Origin of the sequence: Niallia laureatilytica, assembly GCF_046613985.1 — a bacterium.
Lineage (GTDB): Bacteria > Bacillota > Bacilli > Bacillales > Cytobacillaceae > Niallia.
The window spans coordinates 1-22,228 of sequence record NZ_JBKKHP010000012.1 but is presented as its reverse complement, the minus strand read 5'-3'; the positions used below and the strand labels follow the sequence as shown (position 1 = coordinate 22,228).

24 protein-coding genes and 2 pseudogenes are annotated in these 22,228 nt (G+C 31.2%); 24 read left to right on the top strand and 2 right to left on the bottom strand.

Going from position 1 to position 22,228, the window contains the following annotated elements:
* Nucleotides 1–48: 48 nt before the first annotated feature.
* Both lanM and ACLIJJ_RS22085 read left to right on the top strand, forming a co-directional pair.
* Nucleotides 49–1,659, top strand: a complete 1,611-nt coding sequence (gene lanM / locus ACLIJJ_RS22090; RefSeq protein ID WP_411411692.1) for a type 2 lanthipeptide synthetase LanM — start codon at nt 49–51, stop codon at nt 1,657–1,659.
* Nucleotides 1,646–2,590: a S8 family peptidase gene (locus tag ACLIJJ_RS22085; RefSeq protein WP_411411691.1), complete on the top strand. Its 945-nt coding sequence runs from the start codon at nt 1,646–1,648 to the stop codon at nt 2,588–2,590. Before lanM ends, ACLIJJ_RS22085 begins: the two co-directional genes overlap by 14 nt.
* Nucleotides 2,591–2,603: 13 nt before the next feature.
* On the opposite strand, the gene ACLIJJ_RS22080 is transcribed toward ACLIJJ_RS22085, so the two are convergent.
* Complete coding sequence (locus tag ACLIJJ_RS22080; RefSeq protein ID WP_411411690.1) at nt 2,604–3,329, bottom strand: class I SAM-dependent methyltransferase; 726 nt, start codon at nt 3,327–3,329, stop codon at nt 2,604–2,606.
* Nucleotides 3,330–3,427: 98 nt separating this feature from the next.
* Between ACLIJJ_RS22080 and ACLIJJ_RS22075 the strand changes: the two genes are divergently transcribed.
* From ACLIJJ_RS22075 to alsE, 20 genes and pseudogenes are all read left to right on the top strand, one after another.
* Entirely contained in the window at nt 3,428–4,600 is a 1,173-nt protein-coding gene (locus tag ACLIJJ_RS22075; RefSeq protein WP_411411689.1) for a hypothetical protein, read from the top strand.
* Nucleotides 4,597–5,844 carry an aminotransferase class III-fold pyridoxal phosphate-dependent enzyme gene (locus ACLIJJ_RS22070; RefSeq protein ID WP_411411688.1) on the top strand — a complete coding sequence of 416 codons (1,248 nt, stop codon included), beginning with the start codon at nt 4,597–4,599 and terminating at the stop codon, nt 5,842–5,844. Before ACLIJJ_RS22075 ends, ACLIJJ_RS22070 begins: the two co-directional genes overlap by 4 nt.
* Nucleotides 5,841–6,548, top strand: a complete 708-nt coding sequence (locus ACLIJJ_RS22065; RefSeq protein WP_411411687.1) for an SDR family oxidoreductase — start codon at nt 5,841–5,843, stop codon at nt 6,546–6,548. The genes ACLIJJ_RS22070 and ACLIJJ_RS22065 overlap by 4 nt, the downstream gene beginning before the upstream one ends.
* Nucleotides 6,549–7,319: 771 nt before the next feature.
* A pseudogene (locus ACLIJJ_RS22060) lies at nt 7,320–8,243 on the top strand (T7SS effector LXG polymorphic toxin); the annotation flags it as partial.
* Nucleotides 8,244–8,300: 57 nt separating this feature from the next.
* Nucleotides 8,301–9,140 carry an EndoU domain-containing protein gene (locus ACLIJJ_RS22055; RefSeq protein ID WP_411411754.1) on the top strand — a complete coding sequence of 280 codons (840 nt, stop codon included), beginning with the start codon at nt 8,301–8,303 and terminating at the stop codon, nt 9,138–9,140.
* Nucleotide 9,141: 1 nt separating this feature from the next.
* On the top strand, nt 9,142–9,474 hold the full coding sequence (locus tag ACLIJJ_RS22050; protein ID WP_411411686.1) for a tRNA-Val4: 333 nt from the start codon (nt 9,142–9,144) through the stop codon (nt 9,472–9,474).
* A gap of 370 nt (nt 9,475–9,844) precedes the next feature.
* Complete coding sequence (locus ACLIJJ_RS22045) at nt 9,845–10,036, top strand: hypothetical protein (protein WP_251648419.1); 192 nt, start codon at nt 9,845–9,847, stop codon at nt 10,034–10,036.
* A gap of 96 nt (nt 10,037–10,132) precedes the next feature.
* Nucleotides 10,133–10,327 carry a DUF6980 family protein gene (locus ACLIJJ_RS22040; protein WP_396953855.1) on the top strand — a complete coding sequence of 65 codons (195 nt, stop codon included), beginning with the start codon at nt 10,133–10,135 and terminating at the stop codon, nt 10,325–10,327.
* A gap of 514 nt (nt 10,328–10,841) precedes the next feature.
* Complete coding sequence (locus ACLIJJ_RS22035; protein WP_251648421.1) at nt 10,842–11,111, top strand: SMI1/KNR4 family protein; 270 nt, start codon at nt 10,842–10,844, stop codon at nt 11,109–11,111.
* Complete coding sequence (locus tag ACLIJJ_RS22030; RefSeq protein ID WP_411230023.1) at nt 11,074–11,631, top strand: SMI1/KNR4 family protein; 558 nt, start codon at nt 11,074–11,076, stop codon at nt 11,629–11,631. The genes ACLIJJ_RS22035 and ACLIJJ_RS22030 overlap by 38 nt, the downstream gene beginning before the upstream one ends.
* A 629-nt stretch (nt 11,632–12,260) precedes the next feature.
* Nucleotides 12,261–12,626 carry a DUF4181 domain-containing protein gene (locus tag ACLIJJ_RS22025; protein ID WP_411411685.1) on the top strand — a complete coding sequence of 122 codons (366 nt, stop codon included), beginning with the start codon at nt 12,261–12,263 and terminating at the stop codon, nt 12,624–12,626.
* 164 nt (nt 12,627–12,790) lie between these two features.
* Entirely contained in the window at nt 12,791–13,153 is a 363-nt protein-coding gene (locus tag ACLIJJ_RS22020) for a hypothetical protein (RefSeq protein WP_411411684.1), read from the top strand.
* 125 nt (nt 13,154–13,278) lie between these two features.
* The gene (locus tag ACLIJJ_RS22015) at nt 13,279–13,452 is read left to right on the top strand and encodes a Fe3+ hydroxamate ABC transporter substrate-binding protein (protein ID WP_411411683.1); all 174 of its coding nucleotides are present in this window, start codon (nt 13,279–13,281) and stop codon (nt 13,450–13,452) included.
* Between the two features lie 240 nt (nt 13,453–13,692).
* A complete protein-coding gene (locus ACLIJJ_RS22010) occupies nt 13,693–14,481 on the top strand; it encodes a helix-turn-helix domain-containing protein (RefSeq protein WP_411411682.1) in 789 nt (262 codons plus the stop codon).
* Nucleotides 14,482–15,064: 583 nt separating this feature from the next.
* Nucleotides 15,065–16,555, top strand: coding sequence for a BglG family transcription antiterminator (locus tag ACLIJJ_RS22005; RefSeq protein ID WP_411411681.1), 1,491 nt, complete (start codon nt 15,065–15,067; stop codon nt 16,553–16,555).
* Complete coding sequence (locus tag ACLIJJ_RS22000; protein ID WP_233317067.1) at nt 16,545–16,982, top strand: PTS sugar transporter subunit IIA; 438 nt, start codon at nt 16,545–16,547, stop codon at nt 16,980–16,982. The genes ACLIJJ_RS22005 and ACLIJJ_RS22000 overlap by 11 nt, the downstream gene beginning before the upstream one ends.
* 11 nt (nt 16,983–16,993) lie before the next feature.
* Nucleotides 16,994–17,311: a PTS fructose transporter subunit IIB gene (locus ACLIJJ_RS21995; RefSeq protein WP_233317068.1), complete on the top strand. Its 318-nt coding sequence runs from the start codon at nt 16,994–16,996 to the stop codon at nt 17,309–17,311.
* On the top strand, nt 17,311–17,781 hold the full coding sequence (locus ACLIJJ_RS21990; RefSeq protein WP_341080009.1) for a PTS sugar transporter subunit IIA: 471 nt from the start codon (nt 17,311–17,313) through the stop codon (nt 17,779–17,781). The genes ACLIJJ_RS21995 and ACLIJJ_RS21990 overlap by 1 nt, the downstream gene beginning before the upstream one ends.
* Nucleotides 17,782–17,838: 57 nt before the next feature.
* Nucleotides 17,839–18,930, top strand: coding sequence for a PTS fructose transporter subunit IIC (locus ACLIJJ_RS21985; RefSeq protein ID WP_237943474.1), 1,092 nt, complete (start codon nt 17,839–17,841; stop codon nt 18,928–18,930).
* 118 nt (nt 18,931–19,048) lie between these two features.
* Nucleotides 19,049–19,738 carry a D-allulose 6-phosphate 3-epimerase gene (gene alsE / locus ACLIJJ_RS21980; protein WP_233317071.1) on the top strand — a complete coding sequence of 230 codons (690 nt, stop codon included), beginning with the start codon at nt 19,049–19,051 and terminating at the stop codon, nt 19,736–19,738.
* 99 nt (nt 19,739–19,837) lie between these two features.
* On the opposite strand, the gene ACLIJJ_RS21975 is transcribed toward alsE, so the two are convergent.
* Nucleotides 19,838–20,827 (bottom strand): LacI family DNA-binding transcriptional regulator, encoded by a 990-nt coding sequence (locus ACLIJJ_RS21975; RefSeq protein ID WP_411411680.1) that lies wholly within the window; start codon nt 20,825–20,827, stop codon nt 19,838–19,840.
* 307 nt (nt 20,828–21,134) lie between these two features.
* Between ACLIJJ_RS21975 and ACLIJJ_RS21970 the strand changes: the two are divergent.
* Nucleotides 21,135–21,296 (top strand): annotated as a pseudogene (locus ACLIJJ_RS21970) (3-oxo-glucose-6-phosphate--glutamate aminotransferase); the annotation flags it as partial.
* Nucleotides 21,268–22,113: an HAD-IIB family hydrolase gene (locus tag ACLIJJ_RS21965; protein WP_411411679.1), complete on the top strand. Its 846-nt coding sequence runs from the start codon at nt 21,268–21,270 to the stop codon at nt 22,111–22,113. The pseudogene ACLIJJ_RS21970 and the gene ACLIJJ_RS21965, both read left to right, overlap by 29 nt.
* The last annotated feature ends 115 nt before the right edge of the window (nt 22,114–22,228 follow it).

Here is a 22,228-nt window from a genome sequence, read left to right as displayed (position 1 = left end):
AACCATATATTAACTATATCTATTTAAAATTAAAGGAGGATTAAAAATTTGTTATTAAAAGAAATAAAACAGAACATTCAAAATGGGAAACACTTTGATATTTTAGGAGAAATATTGGATAATTACGATTTTTCTGAGGCGAAGAAGCAAGAAAACATTTATGATTTTTTAGGCCCCTTTGTTAACTATTCATGTAGTTTTGTACAAGATATTTCACTCCAATACAAATCCAATATCAATGACATACAAGAACAATTCAAACAAAACTTGGCAAAGGAATTAATGAATCCAGTTGTAAGAAGCTTGGTTCTTGAGCTCCAAATAAAAAAACTTGAGTATACTGGTGATGAAGAGGATTCATCAAAGAGATTACTGCTTTTTTTGTATGACTTGTCTAAAGACAAAAATAGTTATGCAAATTTTTTTAATTTATATGAACAACTATTAATCTTATTATTATTGAGAATGACGTACTTTATAGAAAACTTCCTAAATATTATTAGGAATCTTAATAAGGATTTTGATTTAATAAATGAGAAGTTGGGGATTAATAAAGAAGATAGCCTAACATCAATTAATTTATTTTTAGGAGATTCACATAACAACGGAAAAGTAGTTTCGGAAGTAGATTTTAAAAATAAATCCATTATATATAAACCGAGAAATAATGACGTTTCAACAGCATTTGATAATCTATTAATTTGGTTATCTAAGAACTCTGCGTATACACATTATTCTCCTACTAGAATTAATAAAAGAAATCACGCATGGGAAGAAAAAGTAAGCTATGCTACGTGTGAAACGGAAGAAGAGATTTCTGAATACTATACTAATTTTGGATACATCGCTGGGGTGGCCTTCCTCTTGAATGGATCTGATTATCATTATGAAAATTTAATTGCCCATAAACAACATCCTGTTCTAATTGACAACGAAACATTGTTGCAACCCAATTTACATGGATATCCTTACGATATTCTGTCTACTGGTTTGTTTCCTAATAATAATAGCAAAGTGAACATTAATGGTTTAACAGGTGATAATGGTCTTACAAATAAGGTTAACGAAGTTCTAATAAATTTAGATAACGACAATATTTGTTTCTCTAAAGAGTACTATACATTACCTAGTCAATATAATATTCCGCAAATTAATTCAGAAAAAGTAACTTTAAATACGAAGTACAAAAAAAATATCGTAGATGCTATTAGAGACTTAAATAATATTTTGGTCCAGCATAAAGATTTCTTACTTAGTGAAGAGTCCCCATTAAATGATTTTAAAAGGTTAAAAATTCGAGTTATTTTTAGGCCAACAATGAAATATCACGAAATAATGGTTAAATCAACACATCCTGATTATATTAAGAGCTATGAAACTCAAAAAGATTTTATAAGTAATAACTTACAGATTTTTGAGGGTGATATTAAAAATAATGAAATTTTATCTATTTTGAACTTTGACATTCCATACTTTTATACTTATGCAGACGAAAATATTATTTATGTTAATAATGATGTAAAAACAAGTTATGAGCTATTACAAACGCCTTACAGTGTCTTGATAGATAAAATAAAAACACTAAAATTAAGAGACTTTGATCATCAAGTATTACTTCTTGAAGAAATATTAGGATTAGATAAGCATGGACAAAAATGAGTTTATAAGTAAATCATGGGATATTAGGATGGTTACTCATGAATATCAAACACTCAAAATAGAAAAGGGTATATCTCAAATAAAAGTAGGTATTATTGATAGTGGTGTTGATAGGAGTCATCCAGGTTTAAACAATGTGAATAAATGTATATCTTTAATTGATTCAGAGCCAGAAGTGGATTTGGCTGGTCATGGAACTATGATTGCTGGCCAAATATCTGGAAATGGAATAATTCCTGGAATTGCCCCAGAAATTGAAATAATAAGCTATAAAATTACGAATCATAAGAATCAATCTAAGATACCATTTTTCATAGAAGCTTTAGAATCTGCTTTAAACGATGGATTATCCGTATTAAACATGAGCTTTGGATTTTATTTAGAGAGTGATTTAGAACAAAATAGCCAAATAGAAAAATTAGAAATGTTATTTGACGAATTATATAAGAGAGATGTTATCTGTATTTCTTCATCTGGATACAAAGGTGAAGATAGCCGCCACTATCCAAGTTCGTTTGAGAACGTATTATCATGCCAAGGATTAAATAAGAGTGGAGAAAAAGTTAACTCTAATATTTCTGCAGACTTTTGTTTACCTACAGGGGATTATGATGTAAACCCTATATTTGATTCGAATTCAACGAAAGAGATAGAGTTTGTACCTGTATATTTACCTATAGAATTAAGTCATAATATCTCAAAACATACTGGGTTACCTTTAGGATACTCATTTATGAGTGGAGAAAGTTTCTCTGCTGCTAAGTTAACTGGTATCGTAGCAGTTCTAAGATCCTGTTATTACCGAAAATTTCATAAAATATTAGACAATAGGAGTACAATACGCCTATTAGAAGAAAACTCAAAAATAATTAATGGATCTTATTATCCTGATTTACTCAAGATATTAAATTATATTAATTCAATATCTTGAGTAACATCAAGATTCATTTTTGTAGCGTAATTACTAACCGAATGATGTCTTGATCCCTTGTTTTTATTATCTTGAAATTAAATCCATCTAAGATATCTTTGACGATATTGTCATCGTATATATATTTAACTGATACACCAAGTTTTTCATTAATACCATTTTTTATATAAATATTATTAAATAATTTGTTTTCTTGGATATAATTTGCTGAATATATTTTTTTATCGTTATCTTTAAATTTGTATATTTTACCATTTTTGGTTTTTAAAGATTCACTATCCAAAATATCAAATACCAATTTTAGAGTTGTTAATGGCATATTCTGTACATAATGGGTAAGAAAATTTCTAATGTCACTCGGTGAAAAAAGAGAGATACTTGTTGCTGGAATAATTATTTGATCATATATCGGTTTTTCATTTTTTATAAAATCTTGAAGTGTAATATTCAATATACGCTTACGTATGTCATTAGAAATTATCTTAGATAGCATCTCTTGGGAGGGCTCTATTCCATATATATTTATCCCTTTTTCTAGTAAAGGAATCAATATTCTTCCGTTTCCTGCACCAATTTCAAGGGTTTTCTTTTCTTTATCTAGATTGTTCAGATAAAAGAGAAGCTCATCAGAATAATCAGGCTCTTGGTTGTAATATGAGACGATGTCCTTATCACTATAGAAATCTTTAACTACTGTTGTGTTGCTTTCGTATTTTTTTTGGAAAATATCAAAAAACATCTTTTAACTCCAATCTTTTTTTTATAATTATAACATTACTTTTTTTTACTTAAAAGGATATAATTGGAAATAAAATAAATAATGTGGGGGTATGTAACTTGAGAATAGGACTTTGTTACTTACATGAAACAAAAAAAGGGATATTAGTTCAAAGGGATTTAGAGATGAACAATTTAAATCAACAATATGATCTTTGTCTATTAGACTTTGAAAATTGGGAGGACTTTTTAGATTACTGTGAATTTCAGGACTACACTTCCTTTGTTTTTATTGCTAATGGTGAAAGAATAATTGAAATTGCTAAATTACTTAACACTACATATAATGAACAAATTTTTAGCGTGTATGATAAAGATTTAGTTTTAAGATATGGGGAAATGTTGAATCTAGAAAGCAATTTAAAGGTAGAACAAATTGATAATAGTTATGATGAAGAGTCATATTTGAGAGCAGGAAGTTATTCATTTATCACGGGAATATACGAAACCAATATTCCTAATAATGTTTTAAAACATATTTACTTAAAGGATAGTAAGCTAATTAATAAAATTACATTAGAATTCTTTTTAAAATCTTCTATTAATACAGCAATAGTTACTAGTGATATTTCTGGTGAAAGTACTGTCTATCCATTTATTTATTTAAATGAATCTTACTTAGATTTAAACAAATATGAATCAATTGATAAAGAAAGTTTGAAAGATAATATTTTATTATTTATTAATAAAGGAATTATTAATTCCTATAAGGCAGAAGGTATTTTAGACTTTGGTAGCTTACTAGGATTAGATCGTAATAATAGAATATTTCTATCAAATGAAGGGGTTTTTTCAGACTTTAAGATGTCAGAGAGATTATTGGATTTGGATTCACTAAATTTAAATAATTTAAAAAACAGACAATCCATAAATCGAGAATCGGAATTTACATTATCAGAAGCAACAACATTTAATTTAATAGCTACTTTAGGCTCTTATATGAATTTAGGACAATTAAATGTAATTACACCATATAATTTTGGTTTCTTACCACCTACAAAAGTACAAAACAATAAATATATTGGCTTTTTTAATGAAAATAATTATTTTTTATATGATCTTACTTCAAGAAAATTATTTAGAGTAGATAATAATTTTCTTGTAATCCTTGAATTTTATATTAAAAATCAACTAGATTCTAAATTGTTGGACGATCTTAATTTTAGTAAAGAAACGATTAACCAATTTATTTTAACACTAGAGAACTATACTAGAGAAAGGGTTTTACGATGAACAGTTATTTTGTTACCAGTAATGATATAAAGAATGGTCCTTCATCTAATCTAAATATTACCCATGCAGATGGTGATTATTTATATACTCCTTCAAAGAAATATTTAGATTTACGCAGTGGTCTGTGGAATGTAAGTTTAGGTTATAACAAAGAGCTTACTAATCGAATGAAAGCAAGATTTGATAATATACTAGATAATCAAATCCCTTATATTGATATAAATTCATATGATACGCCTGATTATAATTTGTATGCTTCATCATTATTAAGTTTTATGAATGATGGAGTGGAGAGAAGTGACTTTAAATCTGTTACTTTTACTAATAGTGGTTCAGAGGGAGTCGAAATAGGCGTAAAGATTTCCCAAGATTTTGCGAAGCATGTTAAAAAAGAAGGTAATAAAATAATTGTTTTTAAAAACAGTTACCACGGAACCTTTTTCGGCTCTATGTCTGTAAGTCATAAGTTTTTTGGACTTGAACATGCTTATGAAACAGCAAATAACGTTATTATTGTGGATCCACCCATTAACGAACAGGGCTTAAATAATATTCTTAATACTATAGAAACAAACCACTTAAATATTTCTAGTTTTATTATTGAACCAATATTAGGATCTGGAGGTAGTATTTCTATAGCTAGTGAATATTTAGAGGAGATAGTTTCTTTTTGTAAGAAATATGAAGTTTTAACTATCTTTGATGAGGTGAGTACAGGTTTTTATAGAACAGGCAATAGATTTGCACATACTAGCTTAAAAAATAAACCAAATGTGGTTATATTAAGCAAATCTATAAATAATGGAGCTTTACCATTTGGAGCGGTCATAATTGATGATTATACATACAGATGTTTAGAAAAACAAAATATTAACCATTTTTCTACACAAAGTGGAAACGTTTTAGGTATTTCATCAGCTATTACGACTTTAGAGTACTATATAGAAAATGAACAACAAATAAAACATAATGTCCAGGAGATAGAGAAGTTAGTTTACCTGTATTCTAGTAAATATTCAGTTGAGATAACCGGAAAAGGAGCTATGTTCTCCATCCCAATAAATGATCTTGATAAAGTAATTAGAATAAGAGAAACTTTAAAAAATATGGGTATCCTTGTATATATTTATGAGAATATTGACAATACATCTGGTATTACAATCCATCCTAATTTACTTATTAGCCAGAAAAAGTTAGAAATGGCTTTAAATATACTATTTAGAAAAGTTGCTGAGAGTTTATGAAGAGAATCGTAATAATTGGTTCTAATGGAACCTTAGCTAGAAATTATGTAGATAATTATCCTGATAATTATCTACTGCTAGACAAGTCTAATACAACTTATTTAAATACAGATGTAGAAGGTAATGAATTTAAGTTTGATGCTAATAACTCTAAAGATTTAGAGGATTTAGCTGAATATTGCCAAAAAAAATCATTAAAAATTACTGGTATTATATTTTTCCAAGGGATAAATTTAATGAACGATTTTTTTTCTGTAACTTCAAATGAATGGGATTTAACCTTTAATTCCAATTTGAAATCATCCCTGTTTATCTTGAAATATCTTTTTCCTCATTTTTATAAAAAGTGTTCCATAGTAGTTATTGCTTCCCAGAATGGTGTTGTAGCCCATGAGCAGAGAATAGATTATGGAACTTCAAAAGCTGCATTGATACATTTAATTAAAAATCTATCTATTGAGTTTTCTAAACTAGATAATATGGATGTAAAACTAAATGCAATATCACCCGGATATGTGTATTCAGAAAGAGGAAAAAAGTATCTAGATTCGTATAAAGGAGAAAAATTAAGGAGTAAGATTCCATATAAACGTTTTGTATTACCAGAAGATATTGCACACACAATTTCCTTTTTAATGTCTTCAAAAAGTGATGCTATTAGAGGTCAAAATATTATTGTAGATTATGGCTACACATTACCTTAATAACTAATGTGCATTTTCAGATAAAATTAATCTAGCATTAAGATTTGTTTTCAAGGCTAATATCCTCAATAGAAATACTCAATTGCCAACTTTACGAAACAATAAAAAAATCCATTTTTAATATTGCAGGTCGTATATCAAAAAGAAAAGCCTAGTAAGGCTTTTCTTTTTGATTTTATTTGGTGTTCTTCAACTTACATCTTGAAGAACAAAATAGCAAAGAAAGTAATGTAGTATCCGATAAAAATAGCTTTTGATTTTAAAAATAAATATACAAATTTATAAGAGAGAAACAAAGGCATCCAATGTATATTGTTTGCTTAGTGATAATCTAGTATAGGTTGTTATTAGATACATTAGTAGCATATTTATAATTATTAACTAGTTTCCCGGTCTATTAAAAAAAAAGTTGGGTAACCTATTCAGTTGATTATATAGAATGGGAAAAGCACTCTTATTTTTATAAGGGTGCTTTTTTTTTTATATTTTAAGGGGATTTAATGAAATAATTCCACCTTACATTATGATATGGAGAAACAACATTTCCACCAGCTGTTCATAAAGTGCAGTCAGATGTAGTTGTATTAAGATTGAAAGCTATTAAGCTCTAGAACAAGTTAGCAAGGAAAAAATCAATAATATCAAGATAATTATTTAAAACTTTTTGCCTATACAATCTACCTAATCTCTATTTTACAATTAAAGGATGTGGATAATGGTAACAAACTGGATGTAATAGTTATTATATCCTTAGAAAAGAGAGGCAGAAAAATGAAGATACTAAACGCATCTAGTTTGCGTGATACAATGGAACAAAGAGCGCAGCATTACGATAAGCTTAGCAATCAGTTTGCCGCTTTGCGGAAAGCTTTTCAAGAGATTATTGATTTAGACGATTTCGAAGGAAGAGGTGCTGAAGCGATTAAAGCTTTTTACCAAGGTCAAATAGAAGTTATATAAGCGTGGCAGAGGCTGTTTGACAGACAAGTCGCTTTTTTCGAAAGCGTTAGCAGAAAGCTCAGCGAAAAGGATTTAGGAGGCAGCACAAAAGTAGATACAGCCTTCCTTTCAGAAGACCTTGTCCAAAAGGAACGCCAGGCAGATGAGATGATTACCGAGCAACGAAGCGCCTTGGAAACTATCTTTCGGGATATAGATGATCTTATTTCATTAGATGCTTTTTCCCGCAGGTCCTTCGACGATTTAATGATGGACGCAAGCAAGAAGCGGACAAAAACTATCGAGGCAGTTGAAGATATAGACCAAGAGCTCAAAGAGGAGTATCTTTCTTCTCAAGGGGAAGAAGTCTATGCTATCCAGTTATTAGGTGCCTTAGTAGGCGCAACAAAACAAGGAAGCAGCATCTCCCCAATCCATTTCGATGTAGACACCTATCACTCCAGTGATGTCTACAAGCTAAAAGGAGAAGCAGAAGCTGCCACTTTAGGCTACATTACATATAAAAAAGAAGAGCAAGAAGCAAGAGAAATAGCGGAACAGCCTACATCAGAGAAAGTGTGGGGCGGTATAAAAAGCTTCGTCGGCGAATTCACCGGCTATTATGATTACAAGCGGGCAGTCGAAGGAGTTGATCCCGTCACGGGTGAAAAGATGTCAGGTTCTCAAAAGGTCACCTCCGCAGTCATGGCGGCAGCAGGCTTTATTCCAATAGTTGGTTGGGCAGGAAGAGCCATTAAAGGAGGCAAAGGCATCTATTCAGCAGCAAAAGGAATCAGTGCTGCTGAACAGGCAATGAGTACCTACAAAAATGTTCAAGCATTCTCGTCCCTTGAAAAAACCGAAATGGGAATCTACGGCCTCCTATCCGCCAATGGTCTGTCCGAATACGTGACAGGCAAAGATATGTTCGGAAACGAAATTACAGAAGAACAACGGCAAGCAAGTCTATCTCAGAGCATCTTTGCTGGTATGCCTTTCGTTCCAGGTATAGCAAAGAACGCAACTCAAATCGGGCAAGAAGCTTTCAACGTGACTGCCCAGATTACAAGGCAAGGTAGAGATGAGACTAAAGGTTGGATGGATGAACTTGGACAAAGTCTTGGGAGCTATCCTAAACTAATGACAGCCAACGGAATTGCTCCTATGAGTGATTTTATGAAGACTGTAAACAAAGAGGAAGTAAAATCAGTTAGCCATGAAAAGGAAGAAATACTTAGTATGCTTTCTGGCCGTAATTATAATAGTGAGGAAATAAGTAAGTATAATAATAAAACGATGGAACATATATTTCATGGGGAAATTAATAGGCGTGACAAAGCAGTAGGATATCACCATGAAAGTATGATGGGTGGTAAAATAATACCTGAAACAGAAACATTACCAGATATTAATGGGGTTTATAGAGCTAATGTAGAAATTAGTGGTATTAGAAAAATTGCAAAATCTAGTTTTTTCCCAAAAGATTGGGATCGTGTACAAGTTTTAGAAGCTATTAGTGAAGCTTTCGAAAATAAACGGCAGATTGGCAATAATAAATATTCTGGCACAAGTAGCTCTGGTATTACAATTGAGATGTATTTAAATAGTGACGGTTCAATAGCAACCGCATATCCAATTTATAGAGGAGTTTAACATGAAATATTTAAATAGTTTTTACAGAGATCATCTTAATATGCTCAGAATAAAATTAACAGAGGATGTTCAATTATTTTCAGATTTTATAGAAGATATTTCGACAGTACAGGAAATAGATGAGTACATTGAAGAAATTGATAAAGTTTTAAATGGAGTATATGAAGATTTTGAAATTCAATTAAATGCAACGGGGGTTATAATCAAAAAAGATGTTACCACTGTTGAACATTTTTTTAGTAATAGTGATGAAAATAGAAATGAAATGGAAACCGATCAGTTTAAAGAACTACTTTTATTATGGAAAGCTAAACTACCTGAGAGGTTTTTATAGTTATTATTGAATTAGAATAAGTGATAAGGTATATTTCATTGGAGATTCTAGACATCTGTGGACATCCTTTGGTGCGTACATACCTATTTATCCAACTTTTTAAATTGAACCGAAGGTTGGCTAGTTTCTTGCGCTCATTTTCTTCGTAAATAGCTTGATTGTCTTTTCTCTCTAATCAAATCTTTGAAGTGAAACAAGTTAGATAGCAATATTGAGAAAAACTGCGTAATTAAGAGATAAGTGTTTGTTTATTGAGGGAGTTTAGTGTAATAAGAAATATAGTATTATTAAGAGAATTAGGATGCTATTCGAAAGTGAGTGAGTTAGAGTTATGGGATATAGCTACATTGAATTTCTGAAAAATCTAAAGATGGGTCGAGAAATTCATTTTATTTATAAGGAAGAAAATTACTACATAGGCGAATTGAATTTTTGGAGATTTTACGATGAAGCTAGCGAAATAGAAGGAGAAGATTTTAACGATTTACTTCAAAAGGTTAAATTAGATGGAAAAAGCATAATGGAGTTATGGGATAGAATTGAGATTGAAACTATTTTTTAAAATCTGCCTGGCTAGTCTAAAAACTAAACTATTTATTATAAGGTACTAAACTGGCAGAAACCCAATAGAAGTTGAATTAATCAGGAGAAGTGAACTATGAAAAAACATTGTTGTGAAGATATGGATTATCATGCAAATTTTAAGTGTGATATTCATGATGATCCCTTTGAATGTCCAGATAAAATAATCATTTATGATAAACAAGACAATGATTACGGATTGGTAATTCATGATGGGGGTTCTTCTAGTATAAGCATAAATTTTTGTCCGTGGTGTAGTACAAAATTATAGTTTTTATGTTTATTAACAAAGCTTCCTATAAGCGGTTTTGTTGTTTTTATTTCTAAGGAAGCATTTTTAAATGAAAAAACTAACTTATGGAAGAAACAGGGCAGATAGTGACATAAGGTTACAGACTAATTTGTTGGTATAATTAAAAAAATGAATATTTTAGAAGGTGCTTGATAATGTTTTTTAAAAAGAAAAGTTTTATGTATGTGCTGTTTGTGGTTATGACAGATTACGAGGTCCTTTATATAACAAAGATTGGCAACCTGATGTAAGCCTAATTTGTGGCTGCTGCGGGTTTCATCCTGGATATGACGATGTTGAATTAGGATATTCATTTGAGACTTATCGTAAAGAATGGATACAAAATGAAAAGGAATGGTTTAGAGAAGAAGAAAAACCAGAAAATTGGGATCTATATAATTTATCGATAGAGTAATGGAAGGGTATTTATGTAAAAAGAGCTTTATTTCCTGTATGGATAAAGGTCTCTTTAGTATTGAAAGGGTTGAATATAATGGAAATTTGGGATGGCGAATCAAAACAATACAGATTGAATGATTTGTCAGAAGAAGATATACATTTGGCAGAAGAGCAGTTTGGTGTTAAATTACCTGATGATTATTTAAAATTATTAAAAAAACAAAACGGTGGAACACTTATATATAATGCACTGCCTATAGCTTTAAATAGGTGGGATGGAGATGACTTCTTAGAAATAGATAATCTTCGTGGAATAAAAAGGGATAATGCAAACAGATTATTTCAAACAGGAGTGGGGAATTAGTAAGAGTAATATTATTTTAATCAGCGGGGATGGTCATACTTGGATTGCCCTCGACTATAATCATGGTGATAAACCAAAAGTTATATTTATAGAGTCTGATGAGGATAAAATTACTCCGATTTATCATTCTTTTAAAGAAATGCTGGACCACTTATACATACATGAGCATGATGAAGAGGAAGGCTTAAGAACAACTCCACTTCCAACAATTGAGGATGCTAGAAAGTTAATTAATAGTAACGAAATGGATGATATTATAGACGGTATTCATTTATTTGATTCATTTATATATGATAAAAGTATTCATGAGGAATATTTTCGATATTTATTGAATTTTATAAAAAGTGGAAATGAAGATTTAAAAGATCGTGCAGTAGAAGCGGTATGGAGAGCAGTAACTGCACAATACGTAATAGATAAATCTTTAATTCAGAAAGTTATTGTTGAGATTAAAAATGATAAAGATCCGACCATTCAATATTTTCTTGAAGAAATAGAAGAAACTGTAAAATTTATTTGATGTTAAGGGCTTTACTTAAATAGAAAATGCAATAGATGATGAATTCGGGACGATTAAGGCTTTAACTTGGCTTGGCAGGCTTAATACATAAGGAAAACATGTTTGTAAAGTGATAAGAATTTAGTTCTTTTTAAATAAGCAGCCAATTGGCTGCTTATTTAATTATTTAAACCTTTTCAAACCCCATTATGGACATGCCAAAAAGACATCCTTCACAAAGATGTATTGTATCATTTATATCTTCTTTATTATCAAATGGTGCACAAAGCTTTAACTGCTCACAACTATCACAAGTTATTTTGGTATCGAAATAGGTATATAATCTTTGTTCATAAGACAACTATTCATCACTTCATCTCTAAGTATTATTTAAAATAAAATAATAACATATATATAATAGTATGTAATGAAATTAATCAGCGATCAGTAGTCATGGAAAAAATACTTAAAGATTGAAATTAAACTAAAAATATAGTCTCGAATTTAGAATTATTTTTTTATGTTACTAAAAGGGCAGGTTACTTTAAGTAGATATATTCACAAAGTACCTATAACATTAAATATTAGAGGTATTTGAAACAATAGGTGTTATTATTCCGTATACTTCTTATAGAAGGAGAGGTTCTAAGATGAAATTTATATTTTTAGTAATTATATGTATATTATTAGTTTTTTTAATTGATAAGATCATAAAAAAGTTGCTTAGAATTAATACTGAAAAAATATCTGAAACACCTGGTAAAAATATAGATCGTTGGGGAAGAGGAATTATACTAGTTGCCTTTTTAATAGCATTACCAATTGTCTCTACTAAGGATAGTGGTGTCACTATATGGTTTTGGACAATATATCTTGTTTTTTTATTGGGTTTTCAAGCGATATTAGAATGGAGATATTTAAAAAATTCAAAACAATACGTTGGTACTCTAATTTTACTTTTTATAGGTCTAATATTATTTTTTAACGCTGAGTCAATATTCAGCTTATTTTATTAAATTATTATCATATAAAAATAAGAATATAAATACGGCTATTATATAACAAACTACGCTTATGTAAGAAACGGTGCAGATTAGCAGAAGAAGGCTATTTCTCTATTTCTGAAACCATATAAAAATTCTTACTCTAAGATTTAAAAGGGAGTTGTAGGTAGGGGAATATGACAAATTATTATTATTTAGCGTCAGATCAAAAAATGGGATTGGGTAATGGATCAATCGATTTTTCAAAAACTGAATCACATTTAATAGTTGGATTTGACTATCCAGTTCAAATAGAAATTTATAATGGTCTAAATAAAGACTGGGAGTTACTTGAATTACTACAGTATATTCTTAATCATACCGCCAATTATAAAAATTGCACTGTCCAAGTAGCAAATTTAATAAATCCAGAACAAATAGATCTAAGGATACAGAAAAAGCATAGTTTGTTATTACACGAGCTTGTTGATTACAAACAACTTTTGTTGCAAGAAGGACATTTGTTAACCATAAAGAAAGACTCTTCCTTATTCCGTTAAAGGGGCAGCATTCCTGTAATAAAATAAGCTAGCTTATGGTAGAAACTTGGCAGTTTAGCGAAATAAGGAACTTTAAACATAATTGTTCGTAGTAATTATATATACAAAATTTTGGAGGGACATAAATGTTTAAAGCAAAGCCTGAATGCTCTTATTGCAATAAAGAAATAAAAGGAAATGAAGTCGTTTTTGTAAAGATGCGGTATCCAGAGAAAAAAGGTATGACTGAAATCAAGGCTTATTTACAAAATGAAGGAAAATTAATTTGTGAAGAATGCTTTAACCAGAAATCTAACTAAAAAACATTTCTTTCTTCTACTAAAGGGGCAGCATTCCTGTAATAATAACTGAAAAAATAGCTTATGGAAGAAAAAGGGCAACATTCCTGTAATAAGTGAAACCTTGCTTATAGTAGAAAAATGGCAGGTTAGCTTAATAACATAATTGCAACCGTAAGTTGACAAAGTGCATCTCCATAAATATGGAACTCAGAGCGATGTTTTAATAAAATTTAACTATAAAAGAAAGGAGTTTTATATATGACTTTTAGTGAAAAAATTTTTAAACTTAGAAAAGAAAAAGGCTTATCTCAAGAAGCCTTGGCAGAGAAGTTAAACACTACGAGGCAGGCTATAAGTAAATGGGAAAATGGTCAAGGTTTTCCAGAAACCGAAAAATTACTTATGCTTGGAAATATTTTTGAAGTGTCAATTGATTACTTGTTAAAAGATACCGTTGAACAAAGTAAAGAAAATGAAAAAGGATATTATGTAAGCAAAGAGATGACAGAAGGTTATCTGCTATCACAACGTAAAATGTCTAAATATTTCGCCATAGGATTTAGTCTCCTTATTTCTTCCACTATACCTTACTTCATTTTTAAACAAGATCCAGTAATTTTAACTATCCTAATTAGTATTATTGCTGTTCTTGGAATTGGAACGATTACAGCAGGTTTTATAGAAGAAGATCGATATACTGTTCTTAAGAAAGAAGCTTTAATATTTGATCACAATTTTCTTGAAGAATTAAAAATCAGATACGAAGATATTAAGAAAAAGTATGCTGTAATAATGTTAGTTGGAGTATGTTCTATTGTAGCTGGTGGGATATCCTTTTTATTAGTAAGGAAAGAAATAGTTGCTTCAGACGTTTTAATGCCTTACTATCCACTCTTTATAGCTTTAATTGTTGTTGGTGTCTACATCTTAATTCGCACATTATCTACAATAGATGCATATAGAATATTGGTGAAAAATGAGGAACATATTAATCGCGTAAGTAATACGCTTATGAAAAAAGTAAGTAAGAAATTAGATAACTTTTAACATTAAAGTATACGGTTGTTTAACTTAGGGGTATTAAAATCGAAAAGAGTTAATGCCCTTTTATGTTGAACTTTTTATGGAAGAAACGGGGCAGCATTCCTGTAAAGAATGAAATTAATGGCTTTCTTATTTCATTAAGGAAAATCATCATTGTGAAAAAATGTACTTAAACTAACGGGGGCGATAGTGCAATATGGAGGTATTAAAAGTAATCTAATCTTACTACACGTAATAGGGGGAAGTAGGTGTTGAATCGACTCAGTCTTTAATTGGCACGTTATCAAAAAAAACTCAATACCTCTCTATTGGAGACACTTAAAAGTTCACTGAACTCATTAAGCGTCTCTTTTTTACTTTTGCTACATCGAGATATACATTGATAGGGAATACTTCTTAATAGGACTTAATTTAAGCAATAGGAAATCTTTAAATTTAAGCTGCTAGAGCAATAAAATACTATACCATTGACGCACTAAAGATAAACCCTATAAAATGTATGGAAAAAAGTGACCGTTGCAACGGTCATTTTCCAGCGAATTGTTTTTTAAATTGTGTGTTAATATCAAATCAAGGAGGCAAGGAGATGAGTTCTAAAAGCAACTATGAACAAGAACTGTTACTGTTTCTTTCCCAAAATCAAGGATATGTTACATCGAAGGAACTCCTTGAAGTACTAAATGTATCTCAAAAAACGGTATATCGTTTAATAAATAAAATTAATAATGAGTACGAGGATGGCCCTTTAATCATATCTGAAAGAGGGAGAGGATATAAGCTAGACTACGAAAAATTTATTAGTTCTCAAAAAAGTAATGATAAAGATAAAGAAAAGCAATTTACGCCTAGTGAGAGACGTAAACGAATTATGGAAGAACTATTGTTGTCTTCGCCCAAACCTATAAATGTTTATCATTTATTTAGTCACTATTATGTAGGAGATTCTGTGACTTTTAATGACGAGCAAATAATGAGTGAAGAGCTTAAAAAATATAATTTGGTTCTAGAGAGAAAAAATCGAACATTAGCCATACTTGGGGAAGAAGTTAATATTCGAAAAGCGATTAAAGATATTATTGAAATCTTTAATATTATCGATATTGATGATTTAAAGAGGAATCCAAAACTTAACTTCAATCAGTATGATGTGTTATTTATATTAGATCAATTAAGAAAAATTGAAGAAGATTTAAATATAACCATTCCTTACCCGTATAATGTAAACATTTTCTCACATTTATATATACTACTTAGCCGAACAAGAATAGTTCCGACTAGAATGTTCGCGGATGAGATTTCTAAAGAAGAAATGGAAAACATGGAGCGAGATATTTTGTATCCGGTTGCTAAAGTGATTGTCCATAATATCGAGAAATATTTGAACAGTCCTTTGCCTGATATTGAGGTCTATTTTCTTTATCAGTATTTAGTGTCATCGAGAATGCAGGGATCTCATGCTATTACTTCCACTTTTTCATCAGAAGTGATTCAAGTAACGAAAGAGTATATGGAAGGAATGAGTATTAACTTAGGAATGGATATAGACAGTCAATCTATATTTATCGATTTAGCCAACCATATTAAACCGATGCTTAACCGGTTAGAGCATAAGATTCGGGTTAAGAACAGTTTGTTAAGTCAGATTAAGGTAACGTATGAAGAAGTATTTATGGGTGTAAAGAAGGTTTCGGAATTACTGAGTGAGAAATTCAACCTACCAGCCATAAACGAAGATGAGATTGGGTTTATCACCCTTTATTTTGCAAAGGCAATTGAAACGGGTCAACATCAACGTCCGATAAAAACACTCATTATGTGTACAACAGGAATAGGAACTTCCGAGCTTTTAAAAGCAAAGGTTTCTAAGAAATTTCCAGAGATAGAAATTGTTGATGTGGTAGCATCACGAAATACTCAAATGCTAAAAGAGAAATATGCTGATGCTGAGTTGATACTGAGTACAGTTCATATTAAGGAAGATGTACCAATTCCTTATCTCTTAGTGAGTGCGATGTTTACAATTGATGATCAGAAGAGACTTCAGGGAAAGATAGAGGAAGTTTATCATGGAAATTAATTCACTCTATCAAATTCATTTTAATTGTGAGTTACAAACAAAAGAAGAAGTACACGCTTTTATTGCTGAAATAGTAGGTCAAGATAATCCTATGTCAAAGGATGAAGTAATCCATCATTTAAATGAAAGAGAAAAAGTGGGCAGTACATTAATTGCTGAGCATATTATGTTGCCCCATATCGAAAGCGACCAATTAGAGAAAAGTCAAATTTTATTTATCCGTTTAGCAAATCCAATTGAAGCTTGGGATTGCCAAACAAAAAATATTTGTCTAGTGATTGTAATTTTACTAAAGAAAAATGAAAGCGTTAATATGAAGAAGAGAATAGCCTTATTTACTAGATCTCTTGCAGATGAGGAATATCTAGACCGATTATTAAACAGTCATGAAAAAGAAGAATTTATAAATAAAATTATAAAATATTAGGAGGAATTATCATGAAAATAGTAGGAGTTGCAGCTTGCACAGTAGGAATTGCACACACATATATCGCACAGGAGAAATTAGAGAATGCTGGTAAGAAGGCTGGCCATGAAATCCATATTGAAACACAAGGAACGATCGGGACAGAGAATGAATTGAGCCAACAACAAATTGCGGAAGCAGACATCGTTATTTTAGCAACAGATGTTAAGATTGCGGGAAGAGAACGATTCGACGGGAAAAGAATTATCCAAGTTACAACAGAAATAGCGGTTAAATCACCAAATAAATTAATTGAAAAAGCAGCAGAGGTTGTCAACCAACAGAAATAATGAAAAAAGGAGAGATAATCATGGAAGTGAAAAATATTGTAGATTTAAATACAATCAAAACGAACATGAGTGTTAAGAGTAAGGAAGAAGCTATTCAGGAATTAGCTCAGGTCTTGCTTGAAAACGGATACATCAAAGATATTGAAGAGTTTACAAAGGATATCTATGCTAGGGAAGCGATAGGACAAACTGGAATCGGAAATTATATTGCTATTCCTCATGGAAAAAGTGATTCTGTAGAAAAGATAGGAGTAGCGATTGGGATTACTCAAGAAGAAATTGCTTGGGAAACTCTCGATGGTAAGGGCGTAAAGGGAATAATTCTGTTTGCGGTTGGAAATGATGATGGAGCACAAAATCATCTGAAATTACTATCATTATTTGCTAGAAAGCTAGGAAATGACGAAGTAATCGAGAAGATGCTACAGTCTAAAAACGCTGAAGATGTAAAAGAAGCTTTATGTAGCTAAGTAATCTTATAGAAACAGATTTATTGAAGAGGTCTTTAGTTGAAAGGAGAGTTAGTAATGAGTGGATTAAAAAAATTAAATCTTAAAGGCCATTTATTGACAGCAATCTCATACTTGATTCCAATTGTTTGTGGAGCAGGTTTCTTAATCGCAATTGGTATGGCTTTTGGAGGAACTAGTCAAGGTTCTTTAGTACAAGGAGAGTTTTCCTTATGGGATGCTTTAGCAACAATGGGTGGAGCAGGCTTAGGTTTATTACCTGTCGTTATCTCAACTGGTATTTCTTATTCTATTGCTGGTAAACCAGGAATTGCGCCAGGTTTCATTATTGGATTAAGTGCTAATGCAATTGGTGCTGGCTTTATTGGTGGTATCTTAGGAGGATTTTTATCTGGTTATCTTGCAGTAGCTATTATTAAGCATTTTAAAGTTCCTAGTTGGGCTAAAGGATTAATGCCGACGTTAATTGTTCCATTTTTCACCTCTATTATTGGTGGACTAATCATGGTTTACATTATTGGAATTCCAGTTGCTGCTCTTACATCATTATTAACAGATGGATTAAACAGCTTAGGAACTTCATCCCTACTAGTATTTGGTGGAATTGTTGGTCTATTGAGTGGAGTTGACTTTGGCGGACCAATTAACAAAACAGTATTTGCCTTCGTTCTGACTATGCAAGCAGAAGGCATTAATGGACCTATCACAGCTTTACAATTAGTAAATACAGCAACGCCAATCGGATTTGGATTAGCTTACTTTATTGCAAAAATCTTCAAGAAAAACATTTATACACGATCAGAAGTGGAAACATTGAAATCAGCAGTGCCAATGGGTGTTGTTAACATTGTGGAAGGTGTAATTCCAATTGTTATGAATGATATTGTTCGTACTGTAACCGCTGTAGCCATAGGTGGAGCAGCTGGTGGAGCAGTAACGATGGTGTTAGGAGCTGATGCAACGGTACCATTCGGTGGCGTATTTATGCTACCAACGATGTCCAATCCATGGGCTGGTGTTGCAGCTATCTTAGTAAACGTTGTTGTAACAGGAGTTGCGTTGGCTTTAATTAAGAAAAAGGTTAACGAAGATGAGGAAATAGAAGTAGAGGAAGAAGATATCGATTTAGATGATATTCAAATTCTATAAAAAAATGTAAGCGTGTTAAATAAAGGCTAATACAAAAATTTAGGAATAATAATTTGGTCCATTCAAACTCAATTATTATTCCTAAAGAAACTAGAGATCTACGGAGGATTAATAGAGTATGAAAAAAGTAGAATTTTCACCATCACTAATGACAATGGATTTAGATAAGTTTAAAGAGCAGATCACGTTTTTAAACGATCATGTAGATTCTTATCATATTGATATTATGGATGGGCATTATGTTCCTAATATTACATTATCTCCATGGTTTGTCCAAGAAGTGCGAAAAATAAGTGATTTACCGATGTCTGCCCATCTAATGGTAACGAATCCAAGCTTCTGGGTTCAACAATTAGTGGATCTAAAGTGTGAATGGATTTGTATGCATGCAGAAGTACTAGATGGTCTTGCTTTCCGATTGATTGATCAAATACATGATGCTGGACTAAAAGCAGGGGTAGTATTAAATCCAGAAACTCCTATTGAAACAATTTTCCCTTATATTGATTTAGTAGATAAAATTACTATTATGACAGTAGACCCAGGATTCGCTGGACAACGCTTTATTGAAAGCACTCTAGATAAAATTGTAGCTTTAAGAGAATTACGTGATGAAAAAGGCTATCAATATGTTATTGAAATGGATGGATCATCTAGTCGAAAAACATTTAAAAGAATTGATGCAGCCGATCCTGATATTTATATCATAGGTCGTAGCGGTCTATTTGGATTAGATGAAGATATTAAAAAGTCATGGGAAATAATGTGTAAAGATTATGAGGATATGACTGGCAAAGTAGTAGAATAAAAGTTTACAGAGGCTGGGAGAGAATCCCCGCCTCTTTTTTTATTCCCATTTATTAACCCCCTTTATGAAATACTTAATAGTCTAAAGTGTCTCATATAATTATGTTGACTCTCGAATGATAAGATTAGTAGGTAGTCTAATAACTTCCCTCTCTAAATTAACATTTCCTAATAAGCAATCGAGCAATTTTAACAATGCTTTTTGACCTAATTCAATGATTGGGGTATCAATTGTTGTTATAGTTGGAGTCACTACTTGGCAAATCATTTGATTATCAAAGCCTATAACGGCTAAGTCCTTGGGAATATTAAACCCTGATATAGTTGCTTTTTTGATAAGTCCAGCTGCCACTTGATCATTACCTGTAAAGATAGCAGTTGGACTATCTTTTAAGTTATGAATCTGTTCAAAGAGATGGAAACCATCCTCTATATTAAATACACCGCCAAATACCCAATCGTGTTTTTGAGGTAGATTGTAATCAGCTAAGGCTTTTAAGTAACCCTCTTTTCTTTGGCATTGAGCTTCGCTATATGGTGTGTCATAGCAAAACCCAATCTTTTCATGTCCCATTTCAATTAAATGTACTACAGCTTTATAAGTTGCTTCAAATTCATCATATCCAATTATGGGTATATCAGCACATTGGTGATACTCATTACATAACAAAATAGGTCCGTATTTTAAAAATGGTTCTATTTTACACCAATCGTTTTCTAACGCTCCTAGAATAACCCCGTCTATTTCTTTATGCTTCAATAATTCTAGCAATTCTAGTTCAGATGTTTGGTTATAAAATGTTTGAAAAACAACTGCTTTATAATTATTAGTTAATGCTTGCAGGGAAACACCTTTAATTAATTGTGCAAAAAAGGGATGGTCAATACTCGGTACGGATAATGCAATTGTTCGAGTTTCGTTTTTCCTGAATTGCCGAGCTATTGAATTAGGAATATAGTCCATTTCGTTGATAACTTTTAAAATCATGTCTCTTTTCTCTTTAGAAACATAGGGGTGATTATTCAAAACACGAGATACAGTGGTTTTTGATACATTACATAACTTAGCTATTTCATCAATTGTAGGCATATACTACCATCCTTTGAAAAAATGTTGACATGTTATCGATTTCAGAAATTAGGATAAAATTGCAATGGATTTCCACATAACCAATTTGGGGGAGGTACTGCTTGCGAAAAAAAGCTTACGATTTCAGGTAAAGGTAAGAAAGCTTGATACTGTTTATTATTTTAAGGTAACGTACATGAATTTTTTATAGAAGACCGCATTGTGAATGAGCAGTGAAACAATTATATAAATAACAATGAAGTACAAAATTGCAGAATATTTATCTATATATTTACAGAAAAGGGATGTGAATGCAACTAAAAGCAAATTATCACACATGCGAAACACCCCATTGGTCAAGGACAAACACATCACAGGACTCGCTCATAGCCAGATTTTAAATTTGCCGTTGTATCCAACATTTACTATAGAAGAAAGACATGTTATGGAGGGATTGTTTAGTGTTATTAAAAAAGACGTTGGAGTATAAAACTCTTTCACCTGTTGAACAACCAAAATATATTATATTTTGTGATTTTGATGAAACTTACTTTCCTCATAAGATTGATAAAGAGAAGCAGCAGGATATTTATGAGCTAGAAGATTATTTAGAACAAAAAAGTAAAAGCGGAGACATACAAATCGGCTGGGTTACTGGGAGTAGTATAGAATCTATTCTCGATAAGATGAAAAGAGGTAAATTTAGATACTTTCCTCATTTTATAGCAAGTGATCTTGGGACAGAAATAACGTATTTCTCTGAACATAATTTTGGTGAGCAAGATATTAACTGGAATAGCCGAATAAATCAAGATTTTAGCAAAGAGAAGATGGAAAGAATGGTTAAACATCTACGAGAGAATCATAATATCTTTTTAAATCCACAAACTCAATTAGGTATTTCTCGTTATAAGCATAATTTTTATTACCAAGAGCAAGATGAAATAAATGATAAAAATAACTTGTTAGCTATTGAATTAATTTGTAAGGAACATGGGGTTTCTGTAAATATAAATCGTTGCAATCCTCTAGCTGGTGATCCCGAGGATAGCTATGATGTAGATTTTATTCCTATAGGTACAGGTAAAGATGAAATCGTGCGATTTATGTTAGAAAAATACAAGTTAGGACCAGAAAATGCGATTGCATTTGGAGATAGCGGAAATGATATTAAAATGTTACATGCAGTGGAATATGGATATTTACTTCAAAATGCAACACAAGAGGCTAAAAATGCTTTCCCTAATATATCAGAAGATGAATACTCTAAAGGAATCAAAATGACTTTAAACAAAATTATCGGATAAAGAAGAGTGAAATAAAAAGTAGGGATTTCCGGTTCAGGTAGGGTGGATAGTATGAAAATAAGCTATTTATTAGGGAGATTACCGTGAAATAATAATGATAAAAACCCCATCATTA

Coding starts and splice junctions, on each gene's coding strand:
- ACLIJJ_RS22085 (WP_411411691.1), top strand. CDS start 1,646: ATGGACAAAAATGAGTTTATAAGTAAATCATGGGATATTAGGATGGTT.
- ACLIJJ_RS22080 (WP_411411690.1), bottom strand. CDS start 3,329: ATGTTTTTTGATATTTTCCAAAAAAAATACGAAAGCAACACAACAGTA.
- ACLIJJ_RS22070 (WP_411411688.1), top strand. CDS start 4,597: ATGAACAGTTATTTTGTTACCAGTAATGATATAAAGAATGGTCCTTCA.
- ACLIJJ_RS22065 (WP_411411687.1), top strand. CDS start 5,841: ATGAAGAGAATCGTAATAATTGGTTCTAATGGAACCTTAGCTAGAAAT.
- ACLIJJ_RS22055 (WP_411411754.1), top strand. CDS start 8,301: ATGAGTACCTACAAAAATGTTCAAGCATTCTCGTCCCTTGAAAAAACC.
- ACLIJJ_RS22050 (WP_411411686.1), top strand. CDS start 9,142: ATGAAATATTTAAATAGTTTTTACAGAGATCATCTTAATATGCTCAGA.
- ACLIJJ_RS22045 (WP_251648419.1), top strand. CDS start 9,845: ATGGGTCGAGAAATTCATTTTATTTATAAGGAAGAAAATTACTACATA.
- ACLIJJ_RS22040 (WP_396953855.1), top strand. CDS start 10,133: ATGAAAAAACATTGTTGTGAAGATATGGATTATCATGCAAATTTTAAG.
- ACLIJJ_RS22035 (WP_251648421.1), top strand. CDS start 10,842: ATGGAAATTTGGGATGGCGAATCAAAACAATACAGATTGAATGATTTG.
- ACLIJJ_RS22030 (WP_411230023.1), top strand. CDS start 11,074: ATGCAAACAGATTATTTCAAACAGGAGTGGGGAATTAGTAAGAGTAAT.
- ACLIJJ_RS22025 (WP_411411685.1), top strand. CDS start 12,261: ATGAAATTTATATTTTTAGTAATTATATGTATATTATTAGTTTTTTTA.
- ACLIJJ_RS22020 (WP_411411684.1), top strand. CDS start 12,791: ATGACAAATTATTATTATTTAGCGTCAGATCAAAAAATGGGATTGGGT.
- ACLIJJ_RS22015 (WP_411411683.1), top strand. CDS start 13,279: ATGTTTAAAGCAAAGCCTGAATGCTCTTATTGCAATAAAGAAATAAAA.
- ACLIJJ_RS22010 (WP_411411682.1), top strand. CDS start 13,693: ATGACTTTTAGTGAAAAAATTTTTAAACTTAGAAAAGAAAAAGGCTTA.
- ACLIJJ_RS22005 (WP_411411681.1), top strand. CDS start 15,065: ATGAGTTCTAAAAGCAACTATGAACAAGAACTGTTACTGTTTCTTTCC.
- ACLIJJ_RS22000 (WP_233317067.1), top strand. CDS start 16,545: ATGGAAATTAATTCACTCTATCAAATTCATTTTAATTGTGAGTTACAA.
- ACLIJJ_RS21995 (WP_233317068.1), top strand. CDS start 16,994: ATGAAAATAGTAGGAGTTGCAGCTTGCACAGTAGGAATTGCACACACA.
- ACLIJJ_RS21990 (WP_341080009.1), top strand. CDS start 17,311: ATGAAAAAAGGAGAGATAATCATGGAAGTGAAAAATATTGTAGATTTA.
- ACLIJJ_RS21985 (WP_237943474.1), top strand. CDS start 17,839: ATGAGTGGATTAAAAAAATTAAATCTTAAAGGCCATTTATTGACAGCA.
- alsE (WP_233317071.1), top strand. CDS start 19,049: ATGAAAAAAGTAGAATTTTCACCATCACTAATGACAATGGATTTAGAT.
- ACLIJJ_RS21975 (WP_411411680.1), bottom strand. CDS start 20,827: ATGCCTACAATTGATGAAATAGCTAAGTTATGTAATGTATCAAAAACC.